The sequence below is a fragment of the Micromonospora sp. NPDC005197 genome (genome assembly GCF_040608295.1).
Lineage (GTDB): Bacteria > Actinomycetota > Actinomycetes > Mycobacteriales > Micromonosporaceae > Micromonospora.
In genome coordinates, this window is record NZ_JBEXHY010000053.1 from 1 (window position 1) to 17147 (window position 17147).

Below are 17147 nucleotides of genomic sequence, written 5' to 3' on the forward strand. Positions count from 1 at the left end.
GCCGGCCCCGGCGATTTGGAGACGTCCCCGGCCGGGGTGTGAGCAGGGCCGAACGGGGCGGCGCCCGCGGGGGCGCCGCACCTTTCGTGGTCGGGACGGGTCAGACCCGGGTGGGGGTCCGGGTCGTCAGGTGGGTACGGAGCCCCTCGCCCTCGATGTCGACGTTCGGCAGGGCGCGGGAGAGCCAGCGGGGCAGCCACCAGGCGCGGTCACCGAGCAGGGACATCACGGCCGGGACGATGGTCATGCGGACCACGAAGGCGTCGATGGCCACGCCGATGGCCAGCGCGAAGCCCATCGACTTGATCACCGGGTCGTCGAGGAAGACGAAGCCCCCGAACACCGAGATCATGATCAACGCGGCGGCGGTGACCACGCGGGCGCCGTGCCCCATGCCGCTGATCGTGGCCTGGCGGGCGGTCTCGCCGTGCACGAAGTCCTCCCGCATCCGGGACACCAGGAACACCTCGTAGTCCATCGCGAGCCCGAACAGGATGCCGATGAGCAGGATCGGCAGGAAGCTGATCAGCGGGCCGGGCGTGTCCAGGCCCACCAGGTCGGCGAGGTGCCCCTGCTGGAATACCGCCACCGTGATGCCGAACGTGGCGGCGACGGTGAGCAGGAAGCCCAGCGCGGCCTTGACCGGCACCAGCAGCGAACGGAACACCAGCATCAGCAGCAGGACCGAGAGCCCCACCACCAGCAGCAGGTAGACCGGCAGCGCGTCGGAGAGCTTCTCGGAGACGTCGATGCCGATCGCGGTGACGCCGGTGAGCAGCACGTCCGCGTCGCGGATCCCGCTCACCGAGTCCCGGATGTCGTGCACCACCGTCTCGGTGGCCTCGTCGGTCGGGCCGGTCTTCGGCACCACGCCGAGCAGCGCCGTCCGGCCGTCCGGGCTGAGTTGGGCGGGCGCCACCGCGAGGACGTTCTCGGTGCGCTGGAGCAGCGCGGTGACCTGCGGTACGGCGGCCGAGGTGGCCTGCGGCGAGTCACCGGCGACGACGACCGCCAGTCGACCGGTGAAGCCCGCGCCGAAGCCCTCGGTGATCAGGTCGTTCGACACCCGGGCCGGCGAGCCGACGGCCGCCGTCGAGGCGTCCGGCAGCGCCAGCCGCATGTCCGGCGTGGGCAGCGCGAGCAGCCCCAGGCCGAGCAGGCCGACCAGGATGACAGGTACGCGGAACCGGGTGACGAACCGCGCCCAGCGGAAGCCGAAGCGGGACCGGTCCTCGGTGGCCGCGTTCGTCTCGTTGGCCGCTCCGCTGGCGGTGGCGGCGGTCTCGTCGGTGGGGACGGCGCGCAGCCGGCGGGGGAGAACCCGGCGTCCGGCGAAGCCGAGCAGCGCCGGCTGGAGGGTGATGGCGACGAGCACGGCCACGGTGACGGTGCCGGCGGCGGCGAGACCCATCACGGTGAGGAACGGGATGTCCACCACGGCCAGTCCGGCGAGCGCGATGACGACGGTGGCGCCCGCGAAGACAACGGCGGAGCCGGCGGTGCCCACGGCCCGGCCGACGGCCTCGTCCGGGGGCAGACCGTCGAGCAGGTTCTGCCGGTGCCGGGAGGTGATGAACAGCGAGTAGTCGATGCCCACGGCGAGGCCGAGCATCAGCGCCAGGATCGGCGCCGTGCTGGTCAACTGGACGACGCCACTCAGCGCGAACAGCCCGGCCATGCCGGTGCCCACGCCGATCAGCGCGTTGAGCATGGTCATCCCGGCGGCCACCAGCGAGCCGAAGGTGATGATCAGGACGATCGCGGCGACCACGACGCCGAGCGCCTCGGTCGAGCCGATCTCCGGCTCCCCGCCCAGCACCTCGCCGCCCGGGGCGACCTGCCAACCCTGTGCCTTCGCCGCCGCGCCGACCTGCTCGTACGCGGTCTTCTGGTCGTCGGTCACCTCGTCCGCGCCGGTGGCGAACTGGACCTGGACCAGCGCGTACCGGCCGTCGGGCGAGACCGCGCCGACCTGGAGCGGGTTGACCGCGCCGACCACGCCGGGCAGCGTCCCGGCCTGCTGGACCAGCTCCTGCACCACGGCCTGGCCCTGTGGGGTGCCGAGTTGGCCGTCTCCGGGTGCCTTGACCGCGATGGTGCCGGTCGCGCCGCTGGCCGAGGGGAACTGCTCGGCGAGCAGGTCGAGCGCGCGCTGGCTCTCGGTGCCGGGCATGGTGAAGTTGCTCGCCGTCGGGCCGCGCAGGGTCGCCGCGGCCAGACCGGCGCCGACGAGTACGACGAGCCAGAGCGCGACGACGAGCCGTCGCCGGCGAAACGCGCCCCGGCCGAGCCGGTAGAGCAGGGTGGCCATCAGGAGTCCTTGTCCTCGGTCGTGGGTGGATGGGTCAGGGGTGCGTCGACGGGTTCGACGGCCCGCCGGACGAGGGCGAGCAGGGCGGCGCGCAGTTCGTCGTCGGGGATGTCGGCGAACTCGGCGCACGCCTCGGAGATGCCGGCCAGCAGCACCAGCGCGGCGATCCGGGCGCCCGGACGATCGGAGTGCCCGGCCAACGCGTCGCGCAGCCGGTCGGAGATCTCCTGGATGTGCGCGAACGCCGGCTGGCACAGCAGCTCGGGGAATTCACCGCGCAGCACCGCGATCTCCCGCCGGAACCGGACCGCGAGGTCGACGAAGCCCGCCGCGGCGACCTCCTGGGCGGCCGCGCCGGTCCGGCCGGTGAGCTGGTCGTCGAGGTCGCGCAGCACGCCGATCGCGGGTGCCATCAGCTCGGCGAGCAGGGCTTCCTTGTTGGCGAAGTGGTAGAGCACGGTGGCCTTGGAGCAGCCGACCTCGCGGGCGATGTCCTGCAACGAGGTGCCCCGGTAGCCGGTCACCGCGAACCGTCGCGCCGCCGCGGCGAGGATCTCGCCGTGCGTCTCGGACACCGCTCTGGCCATCACCGGTCCACCTCCGTGAACCAGCATGCCTGACCGATCGGTCAGACCCTGACCGATCGGTCAGAAGAACGTGGTGGCCTTCCCCACACCGGGGTCTGGTTTAGCCGGCGCGCTCGGCGTCGTACCTGGTCCGCGCCTCGGCGATGGCCCGGCGGTGCCGTTCGGCCCAACTGGTCAGCGCCACCAGCGACTCGTACAGCTCCAGCGCCATCGGCGTGGCCGTGTACTCCACCTTCGGCGGGACGGTCGGATAGACCGTGCGGTGCAGCAGGCCGTCGCGCTCCAGGTTGCGCAGGGTCAGGGTGAGCATCCGGCGGCTGATGCCCTCGATGTGCCGCTCCAGCTCGGTGAAGCGCACCGGGCCGTTCGACGCGGCCACCAGGATGCCGATGCTCCACTTGCCGCCGACCCGGTCCAGCACCTCGCGGACGGTGCACGCCCGAGCCTGCCCGGGGGTGAACGGCACGTTCCCGGCGGCGCAGGTGAACTCCGCCTCGACCTGCGCGGACACATCGCTGTTCCTCTGGGACATCACAGTGCCTCCTTCCGCTCCGGCTCATGGTCACAGACGATGACCTCGGTAACAAACCGTGCACCAAGGAGGCATCCGATGGACCGTACCGTCCCGGCCCGCTGGCCGGCCCTGCTCGTGCTCTGCGCCGGCAGCCTGATGATCATCCTGGACGGCAGTGTCGTGTCGGTGGCCCTGCCCTCCGTACAACGCGACCTGGGCTTCACCGCCGCCGGACTGGCCTGGGTGGTCAACGCCTACCTGGTGGCGTTCGGCGGGCTGCTGCTGCTCGCCGGCCGCCTCGGCGACCTGCTCGGCCGGCGTCGGGTCTTCCTGGCCGGCGTCGTGCTGTTCACCCTGGCCTCGCTGGCCTGCGCGACGGCCACCGGACCGGCCCTGCTCGTCGGCGCGCGGTTCGGCCAGGGCGTCGGCGGCGCGCTCGCCATGGCGGTCAGCCTCGGGATGATCGTCCGGCTCTATCCCGAGTCGGTCGAGCGGGCCCGCGCCATCGCCGTCTTCAGCTTCACCGGGGCGGCCGGCGCCACGATCGGCACGGTCGCCGGCGGGGTGCTCACCGAGCTGGCCGGTTGGCGTTCGATCTTCCTGGTGAACCTGCCGATCGGGGCGGCGATCCTGCTCGCCGCCGTCCGCCAACTCCCCGCCGAACGGGGCATCGGCCTGCGGGCCGGCCTCGACGTGCCCGGCGCCCTGCTGGCCACCGCCGGCCTGATGGCCGCCGTGCTGGGCATCGTGGGGACCGGTGAGCACGGCTGGACCAGCCCGCGGACCCTCGGTGCGGCGGTGCTCGCGGCGCTGCTGCTCGGCGGCTTCGCCGTACGCCAACGGGTGGCGGCGACTCCGCTGCTGCCGGCGCGGGTGCTGCGCGTGCCGGGCCTGGTCGCGGCCAACGCGGTGCAGTTCCTCATGGTCGCCGCGTACTTCGGCTTCCAGTTCCTGCTCGCCGTCGAGCTGCAACTCGTGCTCGGGCTGGACGCGGCGGCCACCGGCTGGGCCTTCCTGCCCACCCCGGTGGTGATCGCGGTGGTGTCGCTCGGCCTGGCCGGTCGGCTGATCGCCCGGTGGGGCGCCCGGAGCGTGCTGCTGGTCGGGTTGAGCCTCGCGATCATCGGTTTCCTGCTGCTCGCCCGGTTGCCCGCCGACGGTCGCTACCTCGCCGACGTACTCCCCGCGCTGGTGGTCTTCGGCGTGGCCGGCGGCCTGACCCTGCCGGCGGTCACCACGCTGGCCATGGTCGGCGCGACCGACGCCGACGCCGGGCTGGCGTCCGGGTTGGCCAACACCACCCAGCAGGTCGGCGGGGCGGTCGGCCTGGCCGCGCTGGCGACCCTGGCCGCGGCCCGCAGCGACGGCCTCCGGGCCGCCGGTCGGGCCGAGGCGGTGGCGCTGGCCGGTGGCTACCAGGTCGCGTATGCCGTGGCCGCCGCTCTGGTGCTCGCCGCGTTCCTGGTGGCGCTGGGCACGCTGCCCCGCCGCCCGGCCGGCCAGCGGCCCGACGTCGAAGCGCCGGTCGACGATGGCGGGCAGCGGAATCGTTCGGTGTCCAAGCGCCGCGTCCGGTTGACCGACGACGCCGGGGCCGGGAGGGTGATCGGGTGAGTGAGGCTGACGAGACCCGCGACGGCGTGGCCCTGACCAACCTGGACCAGCCGCTGTCCGACCGGGACGACGCGACCAAACGCGACCTGGTCGACTACCTCGACGCGGTCCGGGAGCCGATCATCGGGCAGCTGCGGGACCGTCCGCTGTCGGTGATCCGGGTCCGCCCCGGCCAGCCGCCGTTCATGCAGAAGAACCTGCCCCGCTACACCCCGGAGTGGGTCCGCCGGGTGCCGGTCTGGGCCGAAGCGTCGCACCGGGAGATCTCGTACGCCCTCTGCGACGACCGGCGCACCCTGCTCTGGTTCGCCAACCAGCGCGCTTTGGCGAGGGACAACACCCCCTCCCGGCCGCGCCCCCATCCGGGGAGAGCGCGTGAGCATCGAAGCCGTGAGCTGGGCACTCAGCGAGGCACCGAACGTCCCACCGTCATGCGTCGCCGTGCTGGTCGGCCTGGCCAACCACGCTGACGCGAACGGCCGTGGTGCCTGGCCGTCTCAGGCGACGCTAGCCAAATACGCCCGAAAGTCTGAGCGCGCGGTCCGCGCCGACCTCGCCCAGTTGGAAGCCCTCGGCCTGATCGTGCGGGCCGAGCGTGGCAGCAAGCGCACGATCGTGTGGAACCTCGCCATGGCCCGCCCGGCAGTGAGCCCCACCCCGGCCGGAAGCACACCGCCGGCCACCCCGGAAGCTGGCTTCCGCCCCGCCCGGAAGCAGGCTTCCGCCGAACCGTTCTTGAACCGTCAGGGAACCAACACCGCGCGCTTCGCGCGGGATCTCTCCAGCGGAAAGAACCGATGGACCCCGCCCGAGCGCCGGGGAGCTGCGCTCCCGCCGCCGGCCGGTGGCGACCGCTGCCCGAAGCCGGGGCACCTCGGCCAAGTAGCCGGCCGCTGCATCCCTTGCCGCTCTGAGTCTCTGGAGGCTGCCGCATGAGCGCGTCTGCAACCGCATGGGCGTCCGCCCAGCGCCCCGGCGACCCGCTCGCGAAGTTGGTTCTGATCACCCTGGCCAACGGCGCGAGTGGCGACGACGGCCGCCCGGCCTGGCTCGGCTCTGTTACCGACCTGGCCGCGCGCTGCGACGCCGACGACCTGGCCGTGGTCGCCGCGCTGGCCACGCTCACGGCCGCCGGCTACGTCTGCCCGGTCCCCGCCGGCTGGCTCGTTCTCTCGCCCGGAGGTGCCGCGTGAACCCCCGCCGTATCGCCTCGTTGGCCGGCACGGTGGCCGTGACCACGATCGCCGCCGTGGCCAGCTATGACCACATGAAGGTGTTGGCCGAGCGCGCCGGCCAGCCGCCTACGCTGGCCGCACTGCTGCCGCTGTCCGTTGACGGCATGATCCTCGTGGCCACGCTGGCGCTCGGTGATGGCCGCCGGTCCCGCTGGTCCGCGTGGCTGGCCTTCGTCCTCGGCGTGGCCGCGTCGGTGGTGGCCAACGTGGCCGTTGCGCCGCCGTCCGCGACCGCGCGTGTTGTGTCCGCCTGGCCGGCTGTGGCCCTGCTGCTGACGGTGGAAGTTCTGGCCCGGTCCGGTAAGGCCGCGCCGTCCCCGGCCCCGGTCGCCCCGGTGGCCGCCGCCGTGGCCGCGCCGTCCCCGGCCCCGGTCGCCCCGGTGGCCGTGGACACCCCGCCGGCCACGCCGCCGGCCAACGTGACCGCCTCGGCCATCCCGCCGGCCGTGGCCGGCACCGCCGCCCGAGTGGCCGCACTGGTGGCCGCCCGCCCGCACCTGTCCGCCGCCGATGTGGCCGCCGCGCTCGGCGTGTCAGCACGGACCGCCCGCCGCCACCTGGCCACGACCCGCGCTGCGCTCGCTGCCGGGTAAGCCGCCCGCGTCAACAAGTGGCCCGCTACGTGCCCGTAGCGGGCCGCTCTGCGTTCGCCCCTCAGTCCCTACCTGGACGGCACCCGCGCCCCGCAGCGTCGCGCACAACGGGCGCGCGATGCTCTCACGCGTGCGCCCCGCCCGCTGGTCGGCACCACCCCGGACCGCCCCGCCGATCGGCCGCACCCCGCGAGCCGTGCTACCAGGTAGCGTCAACTCTGATTGACAACGGACCACCGGCCGCCGGCCGGCACCAACAAGTGCGCTGTCAGACCGTCTGTGCGTGTGCCCGCCCCGCCGCCCTCCGTCCCTACCCGGACGGCACGCACGGGCGGCAGCGTCACGTACAACGGGCTGCCGATGCCAACCCGCCGCAGCCCCCGCCCGCTGGTCCGCCCCGCCGCCGAGGGGAGTGCCGACGTGGGTGCGCCATTCGGGGGGTAATGGACTTCGGACTCTTGTCGCCTCGCCGCGCGCTTTCCCCCTCCCCTTCATTCTGTCTTGTTTATCCCCTATTTCTCCCTCTACTTTAACTAACTGTAGTTAACTAAAGTGCTCTCTGTAGTCCCTGGGCATCCCCTGCTGCGCCTGCGCCCGGTGATGGGTGCGTTATCAGGGGGGTAAGTGCCGACGGGGTGCCGACACTTGCCGGCACTGGGTGCGCCATCCGGGGGTAATTCTTGGGCCGCCCCGGCTGCGCCCGCGCCCGCCGATTTCCCCCGGAAAACCGTACGCCCGTACTGTATCCCTGTAGGACGTACCCTATGGAGAAGAAAGTACGGCCCCCGGCGCTGAGCGCCGAGCCCCGGTAGCCCTACTGACAGAAGAACGACCACCGTTCGAGATGGACGGACCCCGCGCACAGCGACGAACGGCAACCCGTCGCGCGCACCTCGACCCCGCCGGTCATGAGTGTGCCGATCTTGGTTGCCGCCAGGAGATCGGCCCACCCATGTCCGGCGGTTTCGCTGTCTGTCGCTTCCCACGAGTGGAGGAACCATGACCGCCCCGACGATCAACCGCCGCCCCACCGCGACTCGCCCCCGCCCGCTGACGGACGAGGCAACCGCCGCGTTCCGCGCGAACGTGGCCGACTACCTGGCGCACCGCGCCTCCCGACTGTCCCGGTAGGACAGACCCCGCACCGAGCGCGTCGCATGCGCTCGGAGCGGCCAGCAACACCGAAGACCAAGCGCCCTGGCGCTGTGAGGGATGCGACCCCTCACAGCGTCGGGGCGCTTTTTTTCGTTGCCCTACAACCGATTGGAGGTGACCCCGTGGACGCATACCACTACGGCGATGACATGAGCCCCGCCGCCCGCTCCGCTGCCTGGGCCATCGAGACCTGGCTGACCGACCTCGAAACCTTCCGCTGGCTGATCGGCCGATTCACGGAAGGCCCCGAGCTGTTCGACGCGTACCTGTCCACCCTGGACACGCTGGACTACGACGCCGACCCGGTGCTGTTGACCGGTGCCCCCGGTGGGATGTTCGCCGAGACGCAGATGATCGGCGCTCGTGTGGCCGTCAAGCGCGGTCCGGCCGTTGGCGAGATCATGCCCGCCGGTCGGAAGACGTTCGCCGCCGTGGCGCGTGACTACCTGATGTCCGCCGTAGTGCACGGCAAGCGCGGGTGGATGGGCGTGCATCTCTGGCGCGGCGCTCCGATCTACACCGATCGCACCCGCCGCGAGCGCCTGATCATGCGCGACCGCACGTACACCCGCCCCGGCGACCGTCCGATGTGGGAGCGCTGGTGAACGAGACCGCCGATGAGCGCAAGCGTCGGCAGACCCGCGAACGCGTCCGCCAGTACCGCGAGCGCAGCGCCGCCCGGATCGCGGCCGGCACGCCGCAGCTCGCTGCCCCCCAGCGCGAGCCGGTAGACCGCCCGTCGTGCGTCAACGGCTGCGACCGGCCGGCGCACTACCTGGCCGGCAAGCACGCCGGACTGTGCGACCCATGCCGCCAGAAGGTCAAACGCGCCACCGCCCGCGCGGCTGGGCTGTGCCCGATCTGCAAGGCACGCCCGCCCGTCCCAGGTGCCGCCACGTGCGACCCCTGCCGCGCCAAGGTCGCCACGTGGAAGGCCGCGAACCCGGAGCGCGCCCTCGCCAACGCCACCGCCAACGCCCGTCGCCGCACTGCCTCGGGTGCCAACGCCGCCAATACGCGCCGCGTTATGGACCGCCGTCGCGCCCGCACCGCCGAGCAGATCACCGCCGATCAGGCACGCCTGCGCCCCGATGGGACGAAGAAGTGCCGCCGTGGCGAGCGCCGCCCGCTGGCCGAGTTTTCGATCAACCGCACCACGGCGGACGGGTTGAACAACCTGTGCCGCGACCACGACGACAGCCGCTACGTCCGCACTCTCAAGGCACACACCGCCGCCCTTGCTGACGAAGGCACCGACCACAACGGACTGTGCGAGATCTGCGAGACCGCCCCGGCCGAGCACGTCGACCACATCACCCCGACATCCCTGGGCGGCACGGACGACATCGACAACCTGCGCTGGGCGTGCGCCGCCTGCAACACCTCGCGCGGCAACGACACCACCTGGCAACCGCCCTACACAGCTTGGAGCACCCCGTGACCCTCACCATCGCAACCGCCCTGTTCGGCCTGCTCGCGCTTGTAAGCCTGATCGTCGTAACCCGCCGAGCGCTCGTGATCACTGTCGACCTGAAAGCCTCGATTGCCGGCCGCCGCACCGAGCAGCCCGAGCGCTCTGCGGAGCAGCCGCAAAGCAACGCGCCGACGCTCGTTCAGGGCACGCTGCGAAAGGTGCGCCCCGATGCCTGACGTACTGACCGCCATCCCCGTCTCGGCCGAGCGCCGGCACGAACTACTGATGTCGTCCGACTTCCGCTGTGAGGTCAAGGGATGCGGTCATCGGGCGTCCTATGTGGTCATTCTCCCGACCGCCGAGATCGGCACCGCGTGCGGCCGGTGTGGCACCCCGCCCCGCGCCCCGCTGGGCGTGTGCGGATGATGGCCCGCCGACGCCCGCTGCCGCTGAAACCGTTGCCCTGCAACGTTTGCGGCACCCCGATCGAGTACGCCGGCCATGGCCGTCCCCGGACGGTCTGCGCCGATCCTGACTGCCAGCGTGCCGCCGCCCGCGAATACGTGGGCCGGCACCGGCAGAAGCGAAAGACGGCCGGCTGAGTATCCGCCGCCGCTGATAGACCCCCGCGCGTTCTTGAGGAAGGTGGCGCGCGGGCATGGCACCGCCCCGGTCGTAACTCCTGAATGCGACCGGGGCGCAGTGCCCCCCACATACCCCCGCGCCGGGCGGTTTTCCGGCATCCCCTTACGCCGCCTGTTGGATGACAGGCGGTCAAACACTGGAGTCACAGTGATCAACCCCATCACCGATCCCGCCGTCCTCGCGTCCCGCCGGCAGGCGAAGGCCCTTGCCGATCTGCCGCTGCCGGCCGACATCGTGGCCGCCGTGCCGGCCCTGGTCGCAGCGCTGGCCGATGTGGACGCCGCCGAGCAGTCGTACCGGGCCGCCGAAGACGCCCACCTCGACGTGGACATGATCCCGGCCGAGCACAAGGCCGAGGTGCGTGCCGCGATCCGCGCGGGCAAGAAGCCGCCGACGTTCGACGCGATCACGCATGAAGTGCAGCTTGAGGAGGCGCAGGCCGCGAAGTCTGCCGCCGCGAACGTTCTGCGCGAAGCTCGCATTGCCTACGGCCTCGCCATCGCCGAGCACGCCGACCGCCTGGCCGACATGCTGGCGCAGCAGGCCACCGCCGCCGCGACGGAGCTTGATGCCACGTTGGACGCAACCCGCGCGACGTTCGCCCGGTTCTCCGCGCTGTCGAACCTGCGCAACCAGCTTGTCCCGCAGGACGAGCGCGCGCCGTTCGTGTCTGCGGACACCGTTGTCTACTCCGGTCCGGTGCGCATCGGTCGTCCGGTCGACGCGTTCGAGATCCTGACTCGCGCGATGGACCCGGCCCACCTGCGCCGGACCGCCGCCCGCGACGCGGTGCGTACGACGGGACGGTTGAAGTAATGACCCACGTCGATCCTGTCCTGGGCAACACCGCCCGCCCCCGCGCGGTGCTGGGCGACGACCTGGCCGCCCGCGACCGCCGCCGGCAGATCATGGCCGACGTGGACGCGCTGGCCGAGGCCACCGGCACGACGAAGGCCGACGCCCTGGAGGCGCTGGCCGACGCCGACGGCAACGTCACGGCCGCCCTGCGCGCCTTCGTCGCCGCGCAGACCGGCGAGCAGCCGCCGGCCGATGAGCAGCCCACGCCCGCGCGGTCCGCTGAGGACATCCGCCGGATCGCCCGCCAGATCCGGGGCGACGACGGCGAGAGCAGCACGCCCGCCCACATCGAAGAGATCGCCAAGAGAATCCGAGGCCCGTTTTGATGACTCACCGCCAGCCCTCCACCGTGGAGCAAGAGCGGCAAGCCGCACGCGCTCGCAAGGACCGCCGCAAGCGTGCCCGCAGCGAGGCATTCGGCCGCTGGGAAGCCGCGTACGTCGAAGCGTTGCGGATCGACGCGGAGCGCGCGCACACCCGTGACCGTCTGAGCAAGGGAGCGATGATCAGCCCTGACACGCTGCGTTCCCTCGGCATCCCGGTTCCGGCTGGGTACGTGTACGAGTCCGCCGAGCAGCCGCCGCCCCCCACCGCGCCACCCGCCCCGCCCCTGGATCTACCGCCGGGCACGTGGTCGAAGCCGTGCCGCCACTGCGGTACGCAGTTCGTCGCGCTGGGCAGCAAGCGGTTTTGCTCGCCCGCGTGCCGGGTCGCTGCCCGCCCGGTGCTGCCGAAGGTGGACGGTGCGGCCCGCGACCGCCCGCACAGGACCCTCCGGGGTGCCGCGTGAACGACCCCGCCCCCCCCCGCTTGATACCCCCCAGGAGGTAGACGCACATGGACCTCAATTACGCCGCCGCCATGTTCTACCGGGCGGTACAAACGTCGGGCCGCCCCCGCGTGGCCCGCACCGCCGAGATGTCGGATGCGGACTACTACGCCGCCGAGGTGCGGGCCGGAACGCCGTCGGATGAATTGGCGCGTATCCTCGCCGGCCTCCCCCCTCTGTCGCCGGACAATGAGTGAATGACTAATGCGTTAGATGTGTGCGTCTTGCTGCCCACGAGTAAGACGCACACATCGACGCAGCGCTGTCCAAGATGTCGACGCAAACCTATTCCAATAGGCGAGCCGATGTGCTCGACGTGTTGGCATGAATTGTAATTGCGATGATGAGTTGCAATTAGTTGAATGGTGAATGTGCAAGCAAACGCATTGCGTCGTTCCTTTATATGGAATTGCGGGTGCGTTCGCCGCACCGTTCGCAGGCCCGCGCACCCCTGGGGTACCCCTTCCCTCCGCCCCCACCAAAGCCCTCCCGTTAGGCATGGCGCGTCACTGTCAGCCCAGTAAAGCTGCGATTTCCCAAAAAACCAAAATACAATAAAAAGAATGGAATAGGCATGAATGCGAACCACGGTGGCGGCTCAAAACCGGGCCATATCGACCCCGCGACCGCTACTCGGCTCGCCCTGCTTGCCGGCCGCCGGTCCCGTCTGACCATGCGACACATTAGCGGGAATGGTCAACAATGGCGCAAGATTGGTCAGTGGCCGAGCGATAATGCGGACCTTTCCACGCTCGACATAAAGGCGCTAACCAGCACCGCGGTCGCTATGGAATGGGGCAATGAACGTGCCGAAATTGGCAGTCATAGGGACCTTTCCCACATGATTGATCGCCCGCACCGCCTCGTAATGCCGGGCCGCCCGCCCATTTATGGCGACGATCCCGAGCAATTGGCCGCGATTGCCGAGCGCGAGCTACGCGAGGAATTGACCATTCGGTCGCTCGCCTGGAATGCCTCGTACAACGCCGACTATGTGGCCCGCGCCGTGGACGTTCACCGCGCCAACCGGAAGAAGGCCCTCAATGACCACTAAGCACTGTCCACAGTGCAACGCCGACCGCTCGCTGTCGGCGTTCGGCCGCGACCGGCGCACCCTCGACGGCTTCCGCCGGCTGTGCCGGCCGTGCCGCGTCGAGAACCGCCGGCTACACGCCCGCGTGCGTCAGGCCATGGCCCGCCGCGAGCGTGCCGCGTGAGCCGCTGGGACATCGACGCCCACGCGATCGGCCCCGGCCCGCAATGCTGGCACCACGTTGCGCCCGGCTCGCCATGGCCGCCCGTGCTGCGCCGTACCCCCCGCGAAGACAGCGGTTACCACCTCGACAGCGACGGCCCGTGTCCGCCGCCCGCCGCCACCGGCCGCCCGCCCGCCGCGCCCCCGCCCACGGACGCGGACTTCCCGTTCTGAGCCCCCCGCCGCCGCCCGGCGTGCGGGTGCACCACCCCAACCACCCCGAGGAGATCCAATGGCCCTGACCCACAACGTCACCGCCCCCGCTGCCGCCTTCCAGGCCGCCGCCGCCGCCGTTGAGGCGCTGCCGCAGCAGGAAGGCAGCCGCGATGCGATGACCGCTCTCAGCCAGGCTGTCGCCGCGCTTAAGCGCGAGATCGACGCCGTGATGCACGAGGCTGGACAGGCGCACGCCCGCCGCCCGTACATCGCCCCCGTCGAGTGATCGCCACCGCCCCGGCCGCGCCGCCCACCGCTGGGCCGCTGGTCGGGGCGGTTGTGCGGCTAGCGCGCCGGCAGCGTCAACGGCGTGACTCTGGCCCCCGCTGCCTGATCCCGCACAGACAAACCCCCGGTGCCCTGATGGGTACCGGGGGTTTGTCGTTTGAGGGTCAGGAGAACGCCCGGCACCGGGCCGCATGGTCGCTCAACGCCTCGGCAATCTCGGTAAGCGCGGTAAGCGGCGCGACCGGCATCCGCTCCGAGCATTCCCCGCATTCGATCCGGTCGACGCGCACATGCCAGCGCATCGCGCCCGCATCGGCCGCTATGCGGGCGGGTGCGCCATCCTCGCCCACCATTACGCCCGCCCACCCCGCCGGACGTTCGGCACCCGGCACCCGCCCGCCGGCCACCGCCCACCGTTGCCGCGCCATTCGCCCGCCAGCGTGAGCCGCCCGGCCCCCTCGTCCGTGCCGCCCACCACCCGGACGACGCGCGCCACGCCCACCGCCCGCGCGGGTGCCGGCTCGGCCTCGGGTGGCACCTGCCCGGCATCCGGGCAGCGCCACGGGAGCCCGCACGTGCACCGCCGCCCCCACGCCTCCCAACTCCAATCACGCCGATGCACCGGACCCGTACGGATCACCGGTGGTCTGTGCCGCGCCATGTCGTCACCATCCCGTCCGCTCACGTACTGCGCCGAAACAGTCACGCTAGTGCCACCTATGCCAGGTGGGCAACCATGGCAGCCTGCGCAACCGTGCTACGGAGTGCAAGCGGTTCCCGCCCGGGTACGCCGGAGGATGGCACCCGTGATCCCTCACACCGCGCGCCAAATCGAGGCCGACCTAGCGCGCCGCATCGGTGAGCGCGAGTTTGCGCCCGGCACCCGCCTGCCGTCCTACGCCGCCTTGTCGGCTGAGTACGGTTCGGCCCGGCGCACGGTGGCGCGTGCGATCGACGCTCTTAAGGCGCGCGGCCTGGTCGTCGGCGTGGTCGGCAGCGGCACCTACGTGGCCGAGTGAGCAGCGCCTACGCCTCCACCGAGATGCCGCCCATGACGTCCAGGAACGATTGCGGCGCTACCTCCACCTCGACGGCCGTGCCCGGCCCGATCGTGGCCCGTACGCCAACGGCCACCATCGCCCAGTTCCGCCCGGCCGCGTCGAGCCGGCCCCAGTGCGCCGCGTAGACCTCGCCGGTCGGTTCTTCCTCCCAATCGTCCTCAACGACCGGCTCGGCCTCCAGCGCGGCCAGCGTCGCGCCGTGCTCGTTGAGCCGGTCGGCCACCGCCTCGGCGGCCCGCCCGGTGAGCCGGCCGAGCTGCGCCGTCAGGTTGCCCATCGCCGCCTTGATCGCCTCGATCTCCTGGCGGTGGTCGACGCCTGGCACGAAGGTCCGCCGCAGCAGGGGAACCGGCCCGAGGTCCCGCAGTACGGCCGCGTCTACCAGCGCCTCAACTTCGGCCGCCTTGACGGTGGCCGACTTCCCGCAGTGCTTGCCGTACTTGGACCGCGACGGGCATCTGTAGTACTCGCCACCCTTGGCCGTGACCTTGTTGGCCCTCTCGCCGCAGGCGCAGTACAGCACGCCGCGCAGGTAGGCCGAGTTGCGCCGTGGCTGGCTGGCGGCCCGCCTCGGAGCCAACGTCGCCTGTAGCTTGGCCCACTCCGCATCGGCCACGAGCGGCACGGCCCGCCGTACGCGCATCCCGTCATCCCCGCGCACCTCGGGCACCTGGTAGCCCCGCGTGAGTTCGCTCGTGAGCGTCCGCGTGAGCGTGGCTACGGTCCACCTCCGGCCCGTTGGTTCCCGTCCCGCCCGCCGTGCCTGCTCATCGAGCGCGGTCGGCACGCCGCGCCCGTTGAGGTCGGCCACGACCGCCGAGACTGTCTCGCCCGCGATGACCCGCCGGGCCGCTTCCTGGACGACCGGCGCAATCACCGGATCATGCACGAGCTTCCATGTCTTGTCGGCCTGCTGCTCGGCCATGTAGCCCACGGGCACCTTCCCGCCCCAGTGCCGCCCGACCTTCGTCAGGTACGCCCGCGCGCCCCGGTTCCGGTCCCTGATCGCCTCTAGCTCGGCCTCGGCCAGTACGGCAATGATCGTCGCCATGGCCCGACCCATGGGCGTACTCAGGTCGAATCCCTCGGTTGCACTGATGATCGTCTTGCCGTTGTCTTGCGCCCACCGCAGCAGGGACGCGAAGTGCAGCGTTGACCGCGCAAGCCGGTCGATCCGCCACACCAAGAGCCCGTCGAATCCCCCGCGCTCGCCACGCAGCCACGGCCCGAGGCCCGGCCGCCGGAATGGGTCGCTGGCACCGCTTACGTCGCTGTCTATCGCCTCGCCGACCAACTGGTGTCCGCCCAGGTCGGAGTACCTTTGCGCGGTCTGCCGCTGCCGCTCGATTGACGTACTGGCGTCGGTGGTCTGGCTCAGCCGGTAGGCAGCGAGTAGTCTCATGTGCTGATCGTATCCAAGGCGCGGGCCGTCAGTACCACCCGACGCTGGCCACCGTGGCGGATCTGCACCGCCCGACGCACCTGGTGCTCGACCTGGACCCGCCCGAGGGCGACGGGTTCCGCGCGGCCGTCGCCGCTGCCCTGCTGGTCCGCCAGGCGCTCGCCGACGCCGGCCTCGCCGGGGCCGTCAAGACCAGCGGCGCCAAGGGCGTGCACGTCTTCGTCCCGGTGGCTGGTGACCGCACCGCCGAGGAGTTGGCCGCCGCCACCCGGGCGCTCGCCGTCCGCGCCGAGCGGCTGGACCCGGCGCTGGCCACGACGGCGTACATCATTCAAGACCGGGGCGGAAAGGTCTTCGTGGACGCCACCCGAGCCGGCGGGGCGACGGTCGTGGCCGCGTACAGCCCGCGACTGCGGCCCGGGATGCCGGTCTCCTTCCCGGTCGACTGGTCCGACCTGACCGAGGTGACCCCGGCGGACTTCACCATCCGGACGGTGCCGCCACTGGTCGCCGGGACCGACCCGTGGGTCGCGCTGATGCCGGCGCCGCAGTCGCTCCCCGCCGACCTCGTCGCGGAGGGCCGGACCATCCCGGTGGCGCGGGTGCAGGCCATGCACGAGGGCAAGCGCCGGGCCCGCGCCCGCCGCGAGACCGGCTGACGGTACGCGCTGTTTCCTTGATCGACCACGATCATCGGAGGCGCGCGGTCTTCGACGGTCCCTGTCGTCGGGGGTCTGTGGCACGATTTTCCAGGTGACCAGCCGATCCGCCGAGAGCCAGCGCCTGAGCGATCTCGCGCGGCTGCGCCGCGTCCGCGACCGCATCGACCGGGAGTACGCGCAGCCGTTGGACGTCGAGGCGCTCGCCCGGGGCGTCCACATGTCGGCCGGGCACCTCAGTCGGGAGTTCCGGCTCGCCTACGGCGAATCTCCGTACAGCTATCTCATGACCCGGCGCGTGGAGCGCGCCATGGCGCTGCTGCGTCGCGGCGACCTCAGCGTCACCGATGTCTGTTTCGCGGTCGGCTGCTCGTCGCTCGGCACCTTCAGCACCCGCTTCACCGAGCTGGTCGGTGTGCCGCCCAGCACCTACCGGCGGGAGGCGGCGCTCGCGACGGCCGGGCTGCCGTCGTGCACGGCGAAGCAGGTGACCAGACCGGTCAGGAATCGAGAAGCGCAGGTCACGCCGCCACCCCTAGCGTGACTGCCACGGGTCGGGTCGGCGCGGCGA

Annotated in this window: 24 protein-coding genes and 1 pseudogene; 20 read left to right on the top strand and 5 right to left on the bottom strand. The window is 71.7% G+C overall.

Annotated features, from left to right (window positions below):
• Positions 1–100: 100 nt before the first annotated feature.
• The 3 genes from ABZU46_RS18375 to ABZU46_RS18385 all read right to left on the bottom strand — a co-directional run bounded on the left by ABZU46_RS18375 (position 101) and on the right by ABZU46_RS18385 (position 3433).
• The gene (locus tag ABZU46_RS18375) at positions 101–2311 is read right to left on the bottom strand and encodes an MMPL family transporter (RefSeq protein ID WP_354859236.1); all 2211 of its coding nucleotides are present in this window, start codon (positions 2309–2311) and stop codon (positions 101–103) included.
• Positions 2311–2898 carry a helix-turn-helix domain-containing protein gene (locus tag ABZU46_RS18380; RefSeq protein WP_354859238.1) on the bottom strand — a complete coding sequence of 196 codons (588 nt, stop codon included), beginning with the start codon at positions 2896–2898 and terminating at the stop codon, positions 2311–2313. Before ABZU46_RS18380 ends, ABZU46_RS18375 begins: the two co-directional genes overlap by 1 nt.
• Before the next feature lie 100 nt (positions 2899–2998).
• The gene (locus ABZU46_RS18385; RefSeq protein ID WP_354859241.1) at positions 2999–3433 is read right to left on the bottom strand and encodes a helix-turn-helix domain-containing protein; all 435 of its coding nucleotides are present in this window, start codon (positions 3431–3433) and stop codon (positions 2999–3001) included.
• A gap of 75 nt (positions 3434–3508) precedes the next feature.
• Between ABZU46_RS18385 and ABZU46_RS18390 the strand changes: the two genes are divergently transcribed.
• The 17 genes from ABZU46_RS18390 (at position 3509) to ABZU46_RS18470 (ending at position 13452) form a co-directional block, all read left to right on the top strand.
• A complete protein-coding gene (locus ABZU46_RS18390) occupies positions 3509–5026 on the top strand; it encodes an MFS transporter (RefSeq protein WP_354859243.1) in 1518 nt (505 codons plus the stop codon).
• Positions 5023–5496, top strand: a complete 474-nt coding sequence (locus ABZU46_RS18395; protein ID WP_354859245.1) for a hypothetical protein — start codon at positions 5023–5025, stop codon at positions 5494–5496. Before ABZU46_RS18390 ends, ABZU46_RS18395 begins: the two co-directional genes overlap by 4 nt.
• Positions 5402–5962: a helix-turn-helix domain-containing protein gene (locus ABZU46_RS18400; protein WP_354859248.1), complete on the top strand. Its 561-nt coding sequence runs from the start codon at positions 5402–5404 to the stop codon at positions 5960–5962. The genes ABZU46_RS18395 and ABZU46_RS18400 overlap by 95 nt, the downstream gene beginning before the upstream one ends.
• Positions 5959–6219, top strand: a complete 261-nt coding sequence (locus ABZU46_RS18405; RefSeq protein WP_354859250.1) for a hypothetical protein — start codon at positions 5959–5961, stop codon at positions 6217–6219. Before ABZU46_RS18400 ends, ABZU46_RS18405 begins: the two co-directional genes overlap by 4 nt.
• Positions 6216–6854, top strand: coding sequence for a DUF2637 domain-containing protein (locus tag ABZU46_RS18410; protein WP_354859252.1), 639 nt, complete (start codon positions 6216–6218; stop codon positions 6852–6854). Before ABZU46_RS18405 ends, ABZU46_RS18410 begins: the two co-directional genes overlap by 4 nt.
• 999 nt (positions 6855–7853) lie before the next feature.
• The gene (locus tag ABZU46_RS18415; protein WP_354859255.1) at positions 7854–7985 is read left to right on the top strand and encodes a hypothetical protein; all 132 of its coding nucleotides are present in this window, start codon (positions 7854–7856) and stop codon (positions 7983–7985) included.
• A 146-nt stretch (positions 7986–8131) separates the two neighbouring features.
• Positions 8132–8614 (top strand): hypothetical protein, encoded by a 483-nt coding sequence (locus tag ABZU46_RS18420; protein ID WP_354859256.1) that lies wholly within the window; start codon positions 8132–8134, stop codon positions 8612–8614.
• A complete protein-coding gene (locus tag ABZU46_RS18425; protein ID WP_354859259.1) occupies positions 8611–9450 on the top strand; it encodes an HNH endonuclease in 840 nt (279 codons plus the stop codon). The genes ABZU46_RS18420 and ABZU46_RS18425 overlap by 4 nt, the downstream gene beginning before the upstream one ends.
• Positions 9447–9659: a hypothetical protein gene (locus ABZU46_RS18430; RefSeq protein ID WP_354859261.1), complete on the top strand. Its 213-nt coding sequence runs from the start codon at positions 9447–9449 to the stop codon at positions 9657–9659. The genes ABZU46_RS18425 and ABZU46_RS18430 overlap by 4 nt, the downstream gene beginning before the upstream one ends.
• Complete coding sequence (locus tag ABZU46_RS18435) at positions 9652–9849, top strand: hypothetical protein (RefSeq protein ID WP_354859263.1); 198 nt, start codon at positions 9652–9654, stop codon at positions 9847–9849. Before ABZU46_RS18430 ends, ABZU46_RS18435 begins: the two co-directional genes overlap by 8 nt.
• 366 nt (positions 9850–10215) lie before the next feature.
• Entirely contained in the window at positions 10216–10884 is a 669-nt protein-coding gene (locus tag ABZU46_RS18440; protein WP_354859264.1) for a hypothetical protein, read from the top strand.
• On the top strand, positions 10884–11252 hold the full coding sequence (locus ABZU46_RS18445) for a hypothetical protein (protein WP_354859266.1): 369 nt from the start codon (positions 10884–10886) through the stop codon (positions 11250–11252). Before ABZU46_RS18440 ends, ABZU46_RS18445 begins: the two co-directional genes overlap by 1 nt.
• A 23-nt stretch (positions 11253–11275) precedes the next feature.
• Positions 11276–11716: a hypothetical protein gene (locus tag ABZU46_RS18450; RefSeq protein WP_354859268.1), complete on the top strand. Its 441-nt coding sequence runs from the start codon at positions 11276–11278 to the stop codon at positions 11714–11716.
• A gap of 47 nt (positions 11717–11763) precedes the next feature.
• Entirely contained in the window at positions 11764–11952 is a 189-nt protein-coding gene (locus ABZU46_RS18455; protein ID WP_354859271.1) for a hypothetical protein, read from the top strand.
• A gap of 377 nt (positions 11953–12329) precedes the next feature.
• Positions 12330–12809, top strand: a complete 480-nt coding sequence (locus tag ABZU46_RS18460) for a hypothetical protein (RefSeq protein WP_354859272.1) — start codon at positions 12330–12332, stop codon at positions 12807–12809.
• The gene (locus ABZU46_RS18465; protein WP_354859275.1) at positions 12799–12972 is read left to right on the top strand and encodes a hypothetical protein; all 174 of its coding nucleotides are present in this window, start codon (positions 12799–12801) and stop codon (positions 12970–12972) included. Before ABZU46_RS18460 ends, ABZU46_RS18465 begins: the two co-directional genes overlap by 11 nt.
• Positions 12973–13242: 270 nt before the next feature.
• Positions 13243–13452: a hypothetical protein gene (locus tag ABZU46_RS18470; RefSeq protein ID WP_354859276.1), complete on the top strand. Its 210-nt coding sequence runs from the start codon at positions 13243–13245 to the stop codon at positions 13450–13452.
• A gap of 166 nt (positions 13453–13618) precedes the next feature.
• On the opposite strand, the gene ABZU46_RS18475 is transcribed toward ABZU46_RS18470, so the two are convergent.
• On the bottom strand, positions 13619–13882 hold the full coding sequence (locus ABZU46_RS18475) for a hypothetical protein (protein WP_354859279.1): 264 nt from the start codon (positions 13880–13882) through the stop codon (positions 13619–13621).
• Between the two features lie 369 nt (positions 13883–14251).
• On the opposite strand from ABZU46_RS18475, the gene ABZU46_RS18480 reads away from it, so the two are divergent.
• Positions 14252–14473, top strand: a complete 222-nt coding sequence (locus tag ABZU46_RS18480) for a GntR family transcriptional regulator (RefSeq protein WP_354859281.1) — start codon at positions 14252–14254, stop codon at positions 14471–14473.
• A gap of 7 nt (positions 14474–14480) precedes the next feature.
• Here ABZU46_RS18480 and ABZU46_RS18485 read toward each other — a convergent pair whose 3' ends face one another.
• Entirely contained in the window at positions 14481–15917 is a 1437-nt protein-coding gene (locus ABZU46_RS18485) for a recombinase family protein (protein WP_354859283.1), read from the bottom strand.
• Here ABZU46_RS18485 and ABZU46_RS18490 point away from each other — a divergent pair.
• Positions 15854–16576 (top strand): annotated as a pseudogene (locus ABZU46_RS18490) (hypothetical protein); the annotation flags it as partial. The gene ABZU46_RS18485 and the pseudogene ABZU46_RS18490 overlap by 64 nt on opposite strands.
• Before the next feature lie 94 nt (positions 16577–16670).
• Positions 16671–17120 carry a helix-turn-helix transcriptional regulator gene (locus tag ABZU46_RS18495; RefSeq protein WP_234585913.1) on the top strand — a complete coding sequence of 150 codons (450 nt, stop codon included), beginning with the start codon at positions 16671–16673 and terminating at the stop codon, positions 17118–17120.
• The last annotated feature ends 27 nt before the right edge of the window (positions 17121–17147 follow it).

Excerpts from the sequence above, each read along its gene's own strand:
- ABZU46_RS18375 (WP_354859236.1), bottom strand. The coding sequence starts at position 2,311 with ATGGCCACCCTGCTCTACCGGCTCGGCCGGGGCGCGTTTCGCCGGCGA.
- ABZU46_RS18380 (WP_354859238.1), bottom strand. The coding sequence starts at position 2,898 with ATGGCCAGAGCGGTGTCCGAGACGCACGGCGAGATCCTCGCCGCGGCG.
- ABZU46_RS18390 (WP_354859243.1), top strand. The coding sequence starts at position 3,509 with ATGGACCGTACCGTCCCGGCCCGCTGGCCGGCCCTGCTCGTGCTCTGC.
- ABZU46_RS18405 (WP_354859250.1), top strand. The coding sequence starts at position 5,959 with ATGAGCGCGTCTGCAACCGCATGGGCGTCCGCCCAGCGCCCCGGCGAC.
- ABZU46_RS18415 (WP_354859255.1), top strand. The coding sequence starts at position 7,854 with ATGACCGCCCCGACGATCAACCGCCGCCCCACCGCGACTCGCCCCCGC.
- ABZU46_RS18435 (WP_354859263.1), top strand. The coding sequence starts at position 9,652 with ATGCCTGACGTACTGACCGCCATCCCCGTCTCGGCCGAGCGCCGGCAC.
- ABZU46_RS18445 (WP_354859266.1), top strand. The coding sequence starts at position 10,884 with ATGACCCACGTCGATCCTGTCCTGGGCAACACCGCCCGCCCCCGCGCG.
- ABZU46_RS18455 (WP_354859271.1), top strand. The coding sequence starts at position 11,764 with ATGGACCTCAATTACGCCGCCGCCATGTTCTACCGGGCGGTACAAACG.
- ABZU46_RS18460 (WP_354859272.1), top strand. The coding sequence starts at position 12,330 with ATGAATGCGAACCACGGTGGCGGCTCAAAACCGGGCCATATCGACCCC.
- ABZU46_RS18465 (WP_354859275.1), top strand. The coding sequence starts at position 12,799 with ATGACCACTAAGCACTGTCCACAGTGCAACGCCGACCGCTCGCTGTCG.
- ABZU46_RS18470 (WP_354859276.1), top strand. The coding sequence starts at position 13,243 with ATGGCCCTGACCCACAACGTCACCGCCCCCGCTGCCGCCTTCCAGGCC.
- ABZU46_RS18475 (WP_354859279.1), bottom strand. The coding sequence starts at position 13,882 with ATGGCGCGGCAACGGTGGGCGGTGGCCGGCGGGCGGGTGCCGGGTGCC.
- ABZU46_RS18480 (WP_354859281.1), top strand. The coding sequence starts at position 14,252 with ATGGCACCCGTGATCCCTCACACCGCGCGCCAAATCGAGGCCGACCTA.
- ABZU46_RS18485 (WP_354859283.1), bottom strand. The coding sequence starts at position 15,917 with ATGAGACTACTCGCTGCCTACCGGCTGAGCCAGACCACCGACGCCAGT.